The 13,229-nt window shown below is 61.2% G+C and carries 8 protein-coding genes, 2 tRNA genes and 3 rRNA genes; 7 read left to right on the forward strand and 6 right to left on the reverse strand.

Annotated features, from left to right (window positions below; genetic code table 11):
- Positions 1–30 precede the first annotated feature (30 nt).
- Positions 31–948, reverse strand: a complete 918-nt coding sequence (locus BAU07_RS07850; protein WP_066655671.1) for a LysR substrate-binding domain-containing protein — start codon at positions 946–948, stop codon at positions 31–33.
- Positions 949–1,318: 370 nt separating this feature from the next.
- Here BAU07_RS07850 and BAU07_RS27110 point away from each other — a divergent pair, with 370 nt between their 5' ends.
- Positions 1,319–1,477, forward strand: coding sequence for a hypothetical protein (locus tag BAU07_RS27110; RefSeq protein ID WP_157122109.1), 159 nt, complete (start codon positions 1,319–1,321; stop codon positions 1,475–1,477).
- On the opposite strand, the gene BAU07_RS07860 is transcribed toward BAU07_RS27110, so the two are convergent.
- On the reverse strand, positions 1,468–2,046 hold the full coding sequence (locus BAU07_RS07860) for a carboxymuconolactone decarboxylase family protein (RefSeq protein ID WP_232338265.1): 579 nt from the start codon (positions 2,044–2,046) through the stop codon (positions 1,468–1,470). The two genes, BAU07_RS27110 and BAU07_RS07860, sit on opposite strands and share 10 nt — an antisense overlap.
- Before the next feature lie 946 nt (positions 2,047–2,992).
- On the opposite strand from BAU07_RS07860, the gene BAU07_RS07865 reads away from it, so the two are divergent.
- From BAU07_RS07865 to rrf, 5 genes are all read left to right on the forward strand, one after another.
- Positions 2,993–4,523 (forward strand): 16S ribosomal RNA (locus tag BAU07_RS07865).
- Between the two features lie 142 nt (positions 4,524–4,665).
- Positions 4,666–4,742: transfer RNA gene (locus BAU07_RS07870), tRNA-Ile, on the forward strand.
- 45 nt (positions 4,743–4,787) lie between these two features.
- Positions 4,788–4,863, forward strand: a tRNA-Ala gene (locus tag BAU07_RS07875).
- A gap of 369 nt (positions 4,864–5,232) precedes the next feature.
- Positions 5,233–8,115 (forward strand): 23S ribosomal RNA (locus BAU07_RS07880).
- Positions 8,116–8,416: 301 nt separating this feature from the next.
- A 5S ribosomal RNA gene (rrf, locus tag BAU07_RS07885) occupies positions 8,417–8,529 on the forward strand.
- The 16S, 23S and 5S rRNA genes sit together here with 2 tRNA genes alongside, the layout of an rRNA operon.
- Before the next feature lie 101 nt (positions 8,530–8,630).
- Here the strand turns inward: rrf and BAU07_RS07890 are convergent.
- From BAU07_RS07890 to BAU07_RS07905, 4 genes are all read right to left on the reverse strand, one after another.
- Positions 8,631–9,074: a YchJ family protein gene (locus BAU07_RS07890; protein ID WP_084025491.1), complete on the reverse strand. Its 444-nt coding sequence runs from the start codon at positions 9,072–9,074 to the stop codon at positions 8,631–8,633.
- A 206-nt stretch (positions 9,075–9,280) separates the two neighbouring features.
- Positions 9,281–9,985 carry a class I SAM-dependent methyltransferase gene (locus BAU07_RS07895; protein ID WP_232338266.1) on the reverse strand — a complete coding sequence of 235 codons (705 nt, stop codon included), beginning with the start codon at positions 9,983–9,985 and terminating at the stop codon, positions 9,281–9,283.
- Between the two features lie 319 nt (positions 9,986–10,304).
- Positions 10,305–10,580 carry a GNAT family N-acetyltransferase gene (locus tag BAU07_RS07900; protein WP_066655677.1) on the reverse strand — a complete coding sequence of 92 codons (276 nt, stop codon included), beginning with the start codon at positions 10,578–10,580 and terminating at the stop codon, positions 10,305–10,307.
- A gap of 44 nt (positions 10,581–10,624) precedes the next feature.
- The gene (locus tag BAU07_RS07905; protein ID WP_066665055.1) at positions 10,625–12,019 is read right to left on the reverse strand and encodes an MFS transporter; all 1,395 of its coding nucleotides are present in this window, start codon (positions 12,017–12,019) and stop codon (positions 10,625–10,627) included.
- Positions 12,020–12,316: 297 nt separating this feature from the next.
- On the opposite strand from BAU07_RS07905, the gene BAU07_RS07910 reads away from it, so the two are divergent.
- Positions 12,317–13,219: a LysR family transcriptional regulator gene (locus tag BAU07_RS07910; RefSeq protein WP_066655682.1), complete on the forward strand. Its 903-nt coding sequence runs from the start codon at positions 12,317–12,319 to the stop codon at positions 13,217–13,219.
- Positions 13,220–13,229 lie beyond the last annotated feature (10 nt).

The following is a 13,229-nucleotide window of genomic DNA, read 5'->3' on the forward strand; positions in this document are numbered from 1 at the left end:
GGCAAAGCGCGTTGCGGCCGGTATCAGTGCCTATTGCCGCAGGGCCGCGCGGGAACGCTCCAGTTCTTCCCGTATCCATGCCCGCAATGCGGCCAGCGGCGGCCAGTCGCGCAGGGCCGGCGGGTAGACCAGATGGTAGGCCCGCGCGCTGTCGTATTCCACTGTGATGGGCGACAGCTTGACCAGCCGGCCTTCTTCCAGCGCGTCTGCGGCCAGCAGTTCGCGGACTACGGCGAGGCCCAACCCGTGCTCCACGGCCGACAGCAATAGCCCGGCGTCGTTGAAGACCGCGACCGGCGCCACCTTGCCCCGTACGCCCGCAGCCGTGAACCAGTGTTCCCATAAGCCGGTTTCTCCCAGCAAGGGCTCGTTCAGGTATGCCTGCGGGGCGGCGCCCGCGAGCCGGCTGGCCGTGGCCGGGCACGCCACCAGGATCATCGCCATGGAAAGATCGAAGAGCCGTTCGGCCTCCAGGCCTGGCCACGGGCCATGCCCTTGCCGCAAGGCCGCCTGAAAACCTTCGCGCTGTAGATCCGCGACGTGCTGCGAGGTCTCGATCTCCAGCGACACCTCCGGATGGCGGGCGCGCCAGCGCGCCATGCGCGGCAGCAGCCAACGCTGCGCGAAGGACGGCAGCACGCTGATCCGCAGGCGCTGTGAGGTGATTCCTGCCGCCGCGGCAGCAGTCTGCACGCCTGCCTCCAGTTCCGCCAACGCCGCTTGCACGCTGCGCAAAAAGGCCGCACCCGCGCCGTTGAGCACCACGCGGCGGCCCCGGCGCTCGAACAGGGCGTAACCCAGCCGCGTTTCCAGCAGGCGGATCTGCTGGCTGACGGCGCTATGGGTCAGGTGCAGGGTGTCGGCGGCGGCACGCAGGTTCTGCATTTCCGCGACCGTGCGGAATACCGGCAAGGTGTTCAGTGGAAGGCGGGTCATGCTGGTAAGCATAGCTGACCACATTGGCCGGAACAAAATGATTCCGTTCCCCCAGGGTGGTTGGATATTCTGCACAGCACGCGGCCGGCCCGACGCCTTGCGTGGAATCAGGGGGAAGTCGCCGGGGGCCGCGCGCGGACAAAAGTCGCCCGACCGCCGGAACGATGCGAAGGCACCTCGTGACAGCAGTGCTCGTTTCACGTCTCGGCGCGGCATATCGCCATGTCGCCTCGCATACCTGGAGATTTCCATGCCTGATCAAGCGTCCGCCTGCCAGGACACCCCCAGACCCGCTATCGCGTGCCCCGTCAGGCCCAGGCCTATAGGCCGCGCACGCACGCGGGGCCGGCTCGTCGTCCGCCTCGCTGCGATGTGGGTGGCCGTGTGGCAACGCATCCTGCCGCAAGGTGGCCCCCGGCCTTTGCACTACATGAGCGAGGCCGAGCTTTGTGACATCGGTGCGTCCGCCGAATTGCGCGCCCGTATCGAGGCCGTGCGGGAATTCGAGCGCCACCAGAGCGGCAGCCCGTATTACTTCTGATAGGCGCCATTGAGTTCGGGCCGCGTACCTTCGGGCGGCTGGATATCGAACACGCCCAGCGTCATGGCGATAAGCGTGTAGTACCCCGCGATGCTGACGAGGTCGATGACGCCCGCTTCTCCCAGCACATGGACTACCCGTCGGTACAGGTCATCGGGGGTGTGGCGCGTCTCGTGCAAAACCGTAAGGAACTCGTGAACCAGCGCCTCGTCGGGGTGCCTATAAGGGATAGCCTCACCGTCGCGCAGCGCGTCGATCATGGGCGCGCTGACGCCGGCCTTGAGGGCCAGCGGCTTGTGGGCCCACCATTCGTACTCGGAGCGCCAATGGCGCGCCATGACCAGGATGGCCCATTCAGACAGGCGGGGCGGCAGGCTGGTCTCATAACGGCAGTATTGACCGAGCGCCTGCGCGCGTTCGGCCATGGCGGGGCGGTGTAGCCAGACGGCCAGCGGCCCACGCACCTGCCCACGCGGCCCTGAAGCGATTACGTCGTGAATGCGTTTCTGTTCAGGGCTCATCTGCGCGGGCTCCAGCAAAGGAACTCGAGGCAAATGCGGGGTGCTCATCGCGTTCTCCAAGGGCACCGTACGCGGCGCGCCGTGACGGCGGCCCCGCGAGGCGCGGTATGTCAGTCAAATGACATTGTGGGGGGTAGGGCCCTACATCGATCTGAAACGCGCGCATCGCACGCAGGCGCGCGCTGACGTACCCTGGCGAATCGCGCGGGCTCGTAAGGATGCAGGGGCGGCGGCAGGTCCAGTTGAACCCTGTCGACTGTCAGAGCGGGCTGCTGCGCGCCTGCCGCGTCATGTGCTATAGTCTCGCCCCTTCGACGTTCGCGACATAAAGCGGATGCCGTGACCGCAGGCCGATTGGGATTCTTCCGAAGTCTCTTCAAAGAAGGGGCGCCGGCAGTCAGGGCGGGCGGGGCGGCAAGCGCATTGTCGAGGATGGCGAGGGCGGGATCGGGAAGCGCGGGACTGGCGGATCGAAGCCTGTTTGGAGTCGAGGGTTCGGGTCGAACGGAGTTGCTGGCAGTTCAGCGAAATCGTGCGGCGGAGCCGGTTGATTCGTGGTGCGGCAGGCCGAAAGGCGGCGGCGCTACGGATCAGCAGATCGGGACTCGAGCAGCGGACTTCGACCGGTTTGACAGCCCTAAAAAAAGCCTTCATAATCTCGTTTCTCTGCTGCTGACACAGCAAAAAACGCAAACCGAAAGGTGAAGCCGAAAGGCTGCGGCGGTGTCGGGATAACGGCGGAATTGCTCTTTAAAAACGAAACAACCGATAAGTGTGGGCGCTTGATGTTCGAAGGCGTACCTGCCGGTTCTGTGTGGATGTGCAAACGTCCGTGCGGGATGGCGGGGCTTACGAAATCAAGTGCTCATTGAAGTAAGTAGGAAATCAGGCGGAGCGATCTGCCTGGGTTCTCACTTCCTTTGAGAAAGCGCAAAGCGAAAGACGAAGCTTTCAGGTCCAGCGATGGGTCTGGAGTTTCGTACGAACAGAGATTGAACTGAAGAGTTTGATCCTGGCTCAGATTGAACGCTGGCGGGATGCCTTACACATGCAAGTCGAACGGCAGCGCGGACTTCGGTCTGGCGGCGAGTGGCGAACGGGTGAGTAATGTATCGGAACGTGCCCAGTAGCGGGGGATAACTACGCGAAAGCGTAGCTAATACCGCATACGCCCTACGGGGGAAAGCGGGGGATCTTCGGACCTCGCACTATTGGAGCGGCCGATATCGGATTAGCTAGTTGGTGGGGTAACGGCTCACCAAGGCGACGATCCGTAGCTGGTTTGAGAGGACGACCAGCCACACTGGGACTGAGACACGGCCCAGACTCCTACGGGAGGCAGCAGTGGGGAATTTTGGACAATGGGGGCAACCCTGATCCAGCCATCCCGCGTGTGCGATGAAGGCCTTCGGGTTGTAAAGCACTTTTGGCAGGAAAGAAACGGCGCTGGTTAATACCTGGCGCAACTGACGGTACCTGCAGAATAAGCACCGGCTAACTACGTGCCAGCAGCCGCGGTAATACGTAGGGTGCAAGCGTTAATCGGAATTACTGGGCGTAAAGCGTGCGCAGGCGGTTCGGAAAGAAAGATGTGAAATCCCAGGGCTTAACCTTGGAACTGCATTTTTAACTACCGGGCTAGAGTGTGTCAGAGGGGGGTGGAATTCCACGTGTAGCAGTGAAATGCGTAGATATGTGGAGGAACACCGATGGCGAAGGCAGCCCCCTGGGATAACACTGACGCTCATGCACGAAAGCGTGGGGAGCAAACAGGATTAGATACCCTGGTAGTCCACGCCCTAAACGATGTCAACTAGCTGTTGGGGCCTTCGGGCCTTGGTAGCGCAGCTAACGCGTGAAGTTGACCGCCTGGGGAGTACGGTCGCAAGATTAAAACTCAAAGGAATTGACGGGGACCCGCACAAGCGGTGGATGATGTGGATTAATTCGATGCAACGCGAAAAACCTTACCTACCCTTGACATGTCTGGAATCCCGAAGAGATTTGGGAGTGCTCGCAAGAGAACCGGAACACAGGTGCTGCATGGCTGTCGTCAGCTCGTGTCGTGAGATGTTGGGTTAAGTCCCGCAACGAGCGCAACCCTTGTCATTAGTTGCTACGAAAGGGCACTCTAATGAGACTGCCGGTGACAAACCGGAGGAAGGTGGGGATGACGTCAAGTCCTCATGGCCCTTATGGGTAGGGCTTCACACGTCATACAATGGTCGGGACAGAGGGTCGCCAACCCGCGAGGGGGAGCCAATCCCAGAAACCCGATCGTAGTCCGGATCGCAGTCTGCAACTCGACTGCGTGAAGTCGGAATCGCTAGTAATCGCGGATCAGCATGTCGCGGTGAATACGTTCCCGGGTCTTGTACACACCGCCCGTCACACCATGGGAGTGGGTTTTACCAGAAGTAGTTAGCCTAACCGCAAGGAGGGCGATTACCACGGTAGGATTCATGACTGGGGTGAAGTCGTAACAAGGTAGCCGTATCGGAAGGTGCGGCTGGATCACCTCCTTTCAGAGCGAGCGCCCGCGGGCGTCAAGCGGCCACACTTATCGGTTGTTGTCAGGCTGGATCGGTGACGCTGGTGCGAGGGTCCTGGGGGCGGCAAGCCTGTGGGACGCGAGGCCACTGTTCACGCGCGGATCCGATGCGAATTGGGTCTGTAGCTCAGTCGGTTAGAGCACCGTCTTGATAAGGCGGGGGTCGTTGGTTCGAATCCAACCAGACCCACCACGAGATTGAGGCGCGCGCGCTTAGGGGCGGGTGTCTTGGTTTGCCGGGGGTGTAGCTCAGCTGGGAGAGCGCCTGCTTTGCAAGCAGGATGTCATCGGTTCGATCCCGTTCACCTCCACCATTTCCTTTAGGCGTCTGCAGGCAGGTACTGCGGGGGCGGGCAAGCGGGGATGGGGGCGCGCACAGAGGGATCCGCGTTTGAGAGTTCAACGGTCAGTGTCATGCAGGGGCGGTAGCGTCCTGGCGTGGATTGAGCGTTGGGTTTTTGACTCGACAGCAGTATTCGTTCTTTAACAATCTGGAAGAAGCACAACGAGAAGTATTGGCAGCATGCTGATATCGGCGACGATATGGGTATGTTGTGGATACGGGTTGTGATTGCATGATTAGTTCAAACTCAAGTGATTGAGGATTGGACGGCACAAACACGCAAGTATCATGTCAGAGCAAGACGGTTGCTTGGAAGGTTTTATAGCCATTAGCGTTATAGGATCAAGCGACTAAGTGCATATGGTGGATGCCTTGGCGATCACAGGCGATGAAGGACGTTGTAGCCTGCGAAAAGCTGCGGGGAGCTGGCAAACAAGCATTGATCCGCAGATATCCGAATGGGGAAACCCACCGCCGCAAGGCGGTATCCTGGTCTGAATACATAGGTCCAGGAGGCGAACCGGGTGAACTGAAACATCTCAGTAACTCGAGGAACAGAAATCAACCGAGATTCCGAAAGTAGTGGCGAGCGAAATCGGAACAGCCTTTACGATTTAGCGCATTGCATAGTCGAACGGAATGGAAAGTCCGGCCGTAGCAGGTGATAGCCCTGTAGACGAAATGCATTGCGTGGAACTAGGCGTAAGAGAAGTAGGGCGGGACACGTGAAATCCTGTCTGAAGATGGGGGGACCATCCTCCAAGGCTAAATACTCGTGATCGACCGATAGTGAACCAGTACCGTGAGGGAAAGGCGAAAAGAACCCCGGAAGGGGAGTGAAATAGATCCTGAAACCGTATGCATACAAACAGTCGGAGCCTCCTTGTGGGGTGACGGCGTACCTTTTGTATAATGGGTCAGCGACTTACATTCAGTGGCAAGCTTAACCGGATAGGGAAGGCGTAGCGAAAGCGAGTCCGAATAGGGCGATTCAGTCGCTGGGTGTAGACCCGAAACCAGATGATCTATCCATGGCCAGGTTGAAGGCACGGTAACACGTGCTGGAGGACCGAACCCACTAGTGTTGAAAAACTAGGGGATGAGCTGTGGATAGGGGTGAAAGGCTAAACAAATCTGGAAATAGCTGGTTCTCTCCGAAAACTATTTAGGTAGTGCCTCAAGTATGACTGCGGGGGGTAGAGCACTGTTATGGCTAGGGGGTCATGGCGACTTACCAAACCATGGCAAACTCCGAATACCCGCAAGTCCAGCTTGGGAGACAGAGCACCGGGTGCTAACGTCCGGACTCAAGAGGGAAACAACCCAGACCGCCAGCTAAGGTCCCAAATTACCGCTAAGTGGGAAACGAAGTGGGAAGGCTTAGACAGTCAGGAGGTTGGCTTAGAAGCAGCCATCCTTTAAAGAAAGCGTAATAGCTCACTGATCGAGTCGTCCTGCGCGGAAGATGTAACGGGGCTAAGCGGTAAACCGAAGCTGCGGGTGTGTAGGCAACTACACGCGGTAGGAGAGCGTTCTGTAAGCCTGTGAAGGTGACTCGTAAGGGTTGCTGGAGGTATCAGAAGTGCGAATGCTGACATGAGTAGCGATAAAGGGGGTGAAAAGCCCCCTCGCCGTAAGTCCAAGGTTTCCTGCGCAACGTTCATCGGCGCAGGGTGAGTCGGCCCCTAAGGCGAGGCAGAGATGCGTAGCTGATGGGAAGCTGGTTAATATTCCAGCACCGTCGTACAGTGCGATGGGGGGACGGATCGCGGAAGATCATCAGGGTGTTGGAAGTCCCTGTTGCTGCATTGAAGAGGGCGCTTAGGCAAATCCGGGCGCGTGACTCAAGGGTGTGGCACGAGCGAGCATGGCTTGCGAAGTGATTGGAAGTGGTTCCAAGAAAAGCCTCTAAGCTTCAGCTGTACGAGACCGTACCGCAAACCGACACAGGTGGACGGGATGAATATTCCAAGGCGCTTGAGAGAACTCGGGAGAAGGAACTCGGCAAATTGATACCGTAACTTCGGGAGAAGGTATGCCCCGGTAGTGTGAGGCGCCTGCGCGCTGAGCATGATGGGGTCGCAGATAATCGGTGGCTGCGACTGTTTATTAAAAACACAGCACTCTGCAAAGACGAAAGTCGACGTATAGGGTGTGACGCCTGCCCGGTGCCGGAAGGTTAAGTGATGGGGTGCAAGCTCTTGATCGAAGCCCCGGTAAACGGCGGCCGTAACTATAACGGTCCTAAGGTAGCGAAATTCCTTGTCGGGTAAGTTCCGACCTGCACGAATGGCGTAACGATGGCCACACTGTCTCCTCCCGAGACTCAGCGAAGTTGAAGTGTTTGTGATGATGCAATCTACCCGCGGCTAGACGGAAAGACCCCATGAACCTTTACTGTAGCTTTGCATTGGACTGTGAACCGGCCTGTGTAGGATAGGTGGGAGGCGCGGAAACCGAGTCGCCAGATTCGGTGGAGCCAACCTTGAAATACCACCCTGGTCTGTTTGCGGTTCTAACCTTGGCCCGTTATCCGGGTTGGGGACAGTGCATGGTGGGCAGTTTGACTGGGGCGGTCTCCTCCCAAAGCGTAACGGAGGAGTTCGAAGGTACGCTAGGTACGGTCGGAAATCGTGCTGATAGTGCAATGGCATAAGCGTGCTTGACTGTGAGACTGACAAGTCGAACAGGTGCGAAAGCAGGACATAGTGATCCGGTGGTTCTGAATGGAAGGGCCATCGCTCAACGGATAAAAGGTACTCTGGGGATAACAGGCTGATACCGCCCAAGAGTTCATATCGACGGCGGTGTTTGGCACCTCGATGTCGGCTCATCTCATCCTGGGGCTGTAGCCGGTCCCAAGGGTATGGCTGTTCGCCATTTAAAGAGGTACGTGAGCTGGGTTTAAAACGTCGTGAGACAGTTTGGTCCCTATCTGCCGTGGGCGTTGGATACTTGACGGAGCCTGCTCCTAGTACGAGAGGACCGGAGTGGACGTACCTCTGGTGTACCGGTTGTCATGCCAATGGCATTGCCGGGTAGCTATGTACGGAAGAGATAACCGCTGAAGGCATCTAAGCGGGAAACTCGTCTGAAGATAAGGTATCCCGGGGCCTCGAGCCCCCTGAAGGGTCGTTCAAGACCAGGACGTTGATAGGTCGGGTGTGGAAGCGCAGTAATGCGTTAAGCTAACCGATACTAATTGCCCGTGCGGCTTGATCCTATAACCCTGATGGTTGCAACCCATCCAAAGCAAAGCGGCTTGTCCTGACAGCCTCTGATGCTTGCCAACTGTGCCACATAACGCGCAGTCCCAACCCCGAATCCCTCGTGTTGCACCGGCCCGCCCCCGAAGGGGAGCCTGCCTTGCAACACCGCCCATACTCCTCGCTTCGATACGCGCGTGCCGCGCACCGCCGCCCCTTACGGGCAGGCGCTGCCGGCCCGCCGCCTCGGACGTGCTTTGACCAGATTGGCGCATCGCGCCAGGCCTAGCGCCTGGCGCGGCCGCGCAACCCTTTACGCCTGACGACCATAGCAAGGTGGTACCACTCCTTCCCATCCCGAACAGGACAGTGAAACGCCTTCGCGCCGATGATAGTGGACGGACGTCTGTGAAAGTAGGTCATCGTCAGGCTCTTATCCCCAAAACCCCGCCGTGCTAAACGGCGGGGTTTTGCTTTTGCGGGCCGAAAAATGCGGCCGCCATTTCGCGCCGCCTTCTCCGCCGTCTTCCCGCTATCGGATTTCGCCATCCACATACAGCCAGCGCTCGTCTTCGCGTACAAAGCGGCTCAGTTCATGCAGTCGTTGCGCCCGCCCATGCAGCCGGCTCCGCGCAACGAATTCCACCTGTGCGTGTTTGTCGTCCTGGACGATATGCCGCCTGACTTCCAACCCCAGCCATTTCAGGCCCACTGGGTTGGGCTCCAGCTGCGCCGGACGAGTCTGCGGGTGCCAGGTGTCCCGCACATAGTTCAGCAGGTCTAGCACATAGGCGGTGTATCGAGAGCGCATCAGGGCTTCCGCTGTCGGGGCCTGCAGATGCTGGGGACCATGGTGCCAGCGGCCGCAGCATGCGCTGTATGGCAAACCGGTTCCGCAAGGACAGGGTGCCGCGGGATTTTTTGCCGGTGACTGGAGGGATGCGATCGGATCGCGCGTCGGGCTCGGATTCGTCATGATGGCAGGATCATAAATCCGTCACTGCGTGCCAGGTCGGGTATCGCCCGAGCGAATGTCGTCAGGAACGACACGCCCGGCCGTCGACACTGTCCGGGCGACAAGTCACTGGGGTAGCCTTGAGGCGCCCCCGGTCGTCCTCGTCGCCCCGCTGCAGCAAGGCGTGCGACCCGCCGGGCATGCGTGAACATGCGACGATGCGGGTGTCAGGCCATGCGAGCCGAGACTACCAGCCAGCGGCCGTACAGGGATTGGGGCGAGGAGAGCTGTTGCCAGTAGGCACGTTCCACGCTGTCCGCCGCCTGCTTGATCTTGCGCTGGCCGTATAGCCGCGCCGGTGCGGCCAGCAGGTGTTCCACGGCGCGCTTGGGCTTCGGTTCGTCGACGTCGTGCAGCGTGATGTCGACGAAGCCGTAGTGCGTCAGGAAGACGTGCAACTGGTTGAAGGTCCACGGAATGTAGGTGATGTATTCGCCGGGCTGCTTGCCGAGGGATGGCCGGAATCCGGGATAGAAACCGCGCAACAGATACTGCACGCGCGCGCTCATATGCCACGTATTGGGCGTGGTGACCACAAGCGTGCCGCCATCCTGCAAGCAATTGCGGAAACTCGCCAAAGCGACACCCGGGTTCGTCAGGAGGTGCAGCGCTTCGCCGCACACGACCGCATCATACCGGCGCGCGGGCGGCGCCAGCGGCTGGTTCAGATCATGTTCGATGAAATCACGGTAGCCGCTGCCCTCGTAGGGCGCTTCGTACAGGCACACGCCGTCGATGTCGGGCTTTTCGCCGTCCTGCCGCTGCAGGGCCCGCCCCAGCCAGCCGTGTCCGCAAGGCGCGTCCAGGACGCTTCGGCACTGGCGGTCGCGAAGTATGGAAAGCACGACGGGGCGATAAGGCCGCATCCTCATGAGAAGCGAAACTCCTGTTGTCGGGCCGGTAGGCGCGCCGCAGGGGTGGCGGCGCCTCTCCGTCCTGGGGAGCGACGCAGTATATAGGCCTCTTCAGGATACTGTCAGTTGCAAGCGTATCGGGCTTGAACGCAGCCGCGCACTGGCGCCAACAGGGTCAGGCACCCATATCGTCAGGTACCCATATCGTCAGCCACTCATAGCGTCAGGCACCCATAGCGTCAGGCACCCATAGCGTCAGGTACCAACAGCGTCAGGCACGAATGGCGTCACCTGCGCCCGCCGTTCCGGCGGGCGCACGCAGTCTCACGCCGCGAAGTCATGCGAGCAGGTCGGAATACTCGGGATGGCGCTCGATGAATCCGGCGGCGTAGCTGCACAGCGGTACGACCTTCCAGCCCTGTGCGCGTGCGTGGTCAAGGGCCGCGCCCGCCAGGGCGGCGGCGATGCCGCGTCCGCCCACCGCCGACGGGACGCCGGTATGCAGGATGGTCATCTCACCGTCACGCAAGTCGTAGTCGAGCTCGCACGCATGGCCATCCACTTCCGTGCTGAAGCGGCGTGCGCGGGCATCGTGGGTTACGGCAAAAGTCATCGCGGACTCCCGGAGGTACGGCAGATGGAAGAATGCCTGCTACTTTACCGTGCGGCAGCACCCGTGCGCAGGTAGCGCCAGACCAGCCCCGTGGCGCCGCCGTACAGCACTGCCATGGTGCCGAACGCCAGTGGCAGGGAGACATGCCAATCGGCGTAGGCGTGGAGGATGGTGCCCATGATGGCCACGCCGACGAGCACTCCGATCTGCCGGTTGGCATTCAGGCAGGCCGCGGCGATGTTGGCGTGGGTCTGGCCCGCGATCTGCATGACCACGGCCGTCATGGCGGGCACCGCCAGGCCGACGCCCAGGTTCACACACGACACCATGCCCGCGAACAACCAGTAGCTGGTCTGCGGCGTCAGCACCCAGGCGGTGATAGCTCCCGCCGTGGCGCATAGCGCCATGCTGAACATCAGCGCGGCGCGCGGGCCGATACGCGAAACGAGGCGCGGCGCCGCAAGGTTGCCGAGGGTGAACAACGCCATGGTCGGCAGCAGTTGCAAGCCCGCTTCCAGCGGGCTGGCGCCGCGTGCATCCTGCAGGAACAGGCTCAACAGGAACAACTGGCCGTAGCCGCCGAAATTGATCAGGAAGCCCAGCACGTTGGCCGCGGGAAAGCGTGCCGTGGCGAACAGTTCGCGCGGCAGCAGGGGATGGGCCACGGTGCGCTCGCGGCGCACGAAGGCTACCGCCGCCAGAATGGCGATGGCGGCAGACACCTGGATCGGTGTCGAGGTCCAGCCGTCCACCGGGCCCTCGATCAGCGTGAAGCTGAGCGCGGCCAGGGCAATGACGCCCCAGATATGGCTGGCCGCATTCAAGGTCCGAGGGCGGCGCGCGGAAGGCGGGATCACGCGCTGCGCCATGGCCAGGCCGATCAGGCCGATGGGCAGGTTTACCAGGAATATGCTGCGCCAGCCGAAGCGATCGATCAGAATGCCGCCGACCAGGGGGCCGGACACCCCGGCGATGGAGACGATGGCCGACCACATGCCCAGCATGCGGGCGCGCACCTGGTCGTCCGGGTAGGCGCGTGCTAGCAGGCTCAGGGAACTGGGCATGAACAGCGCCGCGCCCACGCCTTGCAGGAATCGCGCGGCCACCAGCACGGTGCCCGAAGGCGCCGCGCCACACAGCAGCGAGGCAAGGACGAAGACTCCGAGTCCCGTCTGATAAACGTTCTTGGCGCCGAAGCGATCGGCCAGCCCGCCCCCAACCAGCAGCATGGCGGCGAAAGTCAGCGTGTAGCCGTCCACGACCCAGACCAGGCCGGACAGCGGTACTTGCAACTGGGTCGAAATATTGGACAGCGCCACGTTGACGACCGTGACGTCGAGCGTGGCCATGACAAAGCCCATGGCAAGCGTGACCAGCGGCAGAAAGCGCACGCGCTCGGCGGCCGGACTCAGGGGAGAGGAAGAAGACAATTCAGGCATGGTGAACGGTTGGGCCGGTGCAACTGCCGCGCTCTTCGGGCGGGCAAGTTGCACGGATATTTCCTTTGCGCCGCATCATAGCTGCTGCCACGGAATGCAGAAATACGTAGAATCGCCGCGCTGCAATGCAGAATTGCATGGGATGTGCGCGGGAAACTGTCATTACCGCACCTGCGGCCGCCGCGGCGCCGCTTCGCCCTCCGCATCCGGGGGGCCGCGGCAGGCGTTCCCGCTGCGGGCTGCTGCGAACAGGTCTGGCAGCCAATGCCGAATCAGCGGCGAAGAGCGGAGTGATACATGGATTGGGACGATGCAAGGATCTTCCTGGCGGTCTACCGTGGCGGAACGCTGCGCGCGGCGGCATCGCTGCTGCATATCGACCAGGCCACCGTGGGCCGGCGGCTGCGCGCCTTGGAGGCATCGCTGGACGCGCGGCTCTTCCTGCATACCCCGCGCGGCTATGTACCTACACGGGCCGGTGAACTGGCGCTGCCCGCCGCCGAAGCCATGGAGCGTGCCGCCGACCAGTTGGAGCGCCTGACGCAAGGTACGGACGAACGCGTATCCGGAACGGTGCGCGTCACCACTTCCGAGACCATCGCGCGCAGTTTCATGATCCCGGCGATCCAGCGCGTGCACACCGCGCATCCCGACCTGCGCGTCGTCCTGAGCACCTCCACCCAGCTAAGTAATATGACGCGTCGTGAAGCCGACATCGCCGTGCGCAATGTGCGGCCGGACAATCCAGACCTGATATCGCGCCGGCTCGGCCGCCTTGATGTGGGCCTTTACGCCAGCAAGCGCTATTTGAAGGACCATGGGATACCCCAGCGCGGAACCGCCCTCGAGGGCCATTCGGTCATCATCTACCAGCGCGCGCTGTTCGCGTCCCGTTCCGAAGCGCTTTGCGGCGAGCCGTACGGCAATGCGCGCGTCGCCCTGGAAGTGAACTCCGGCTTCATGATGCTGGAGACGGCCATGCGCGGCATCGGTATCGCCGAGCTGTCCAGCTACGTCGCGGATCCGGTCCCGCAGCTCGTCCGGGTCTGGCCGGACTGCTCGGAACTCTACGACTTGTGGCTGGTGATGCACGGCGACCTGCATCGGACGGCCCGGGTACGTGCCGTGGCCGACGCCATTGTGGACGTCTTCGAAGCCTTGCCCGAGAAAGCCGCAACCGCGCGGCCGAAGAAGGGCTAGGTCGGCCCCA

Source organism: Bordetella flabilis (assembly GCF_001676725.1).
Classification (GTDB): Bacteria; Pseudomonadota; Gammaproteobacteria; order Burkholderiales; family Burkholderiaceae_B; genus Bordetella_C; species Bordetella_C flabilis.

Bases quoted from the DNA above. Each gene is read 5' to 3' on its own strand.
- BAU07_RS07900 (WP_066655677.1), bottom strand. From the start codon at position 10,580: ATGACTTTTGCCGTAACCCACGATGCCCGCGCACGCCGCTTCAGCACG.
- BAU07_RS07905 (WP_066665055.1), bottom strand. From the start codon at position 12,019: ATGCCTGAATTGTCTTCTTCCTCTCCCCTGAGTCCGGCCGCCGAGCGC.
- BAU07_RS07910 (WP_066655682.1), top strand. From the start codon at position 12,317: ATGGATTGGGACGATGCAAGGATCTTCCTGGCGGTCTACCGTGGCGGA.
- BAU07_RS07895 (WP_232338266.1), bottom strand. From the start codon at position 9,985: ATGAGGATGCGGCCTTATCGCCCCGTCGTGCTTTCCATACTTCGCGAC.
- BAU07_RS07890 (WP_084025491.1), bottom strand. From the start codon at position 9,074: ATGACGAATCCGAGCCCGACGCGCGATCCGATCGCATCCCTCCAGTCA.
- BAU07_RS07850 (WP_066655671.1), bottom strand. From the start codon at position 948: ATGCTTACCAGCATGACCCGCCTTCCACTGAACACCTTGCCGGTATTC.
- BAU07_RS07860 (WP_232338265.1), bottom strand. From the start codon at position 2,046: ATGAGCACCCCGCATTTGCCTCGAGTTCCTTTGCTGGAGCCCGCGCAG.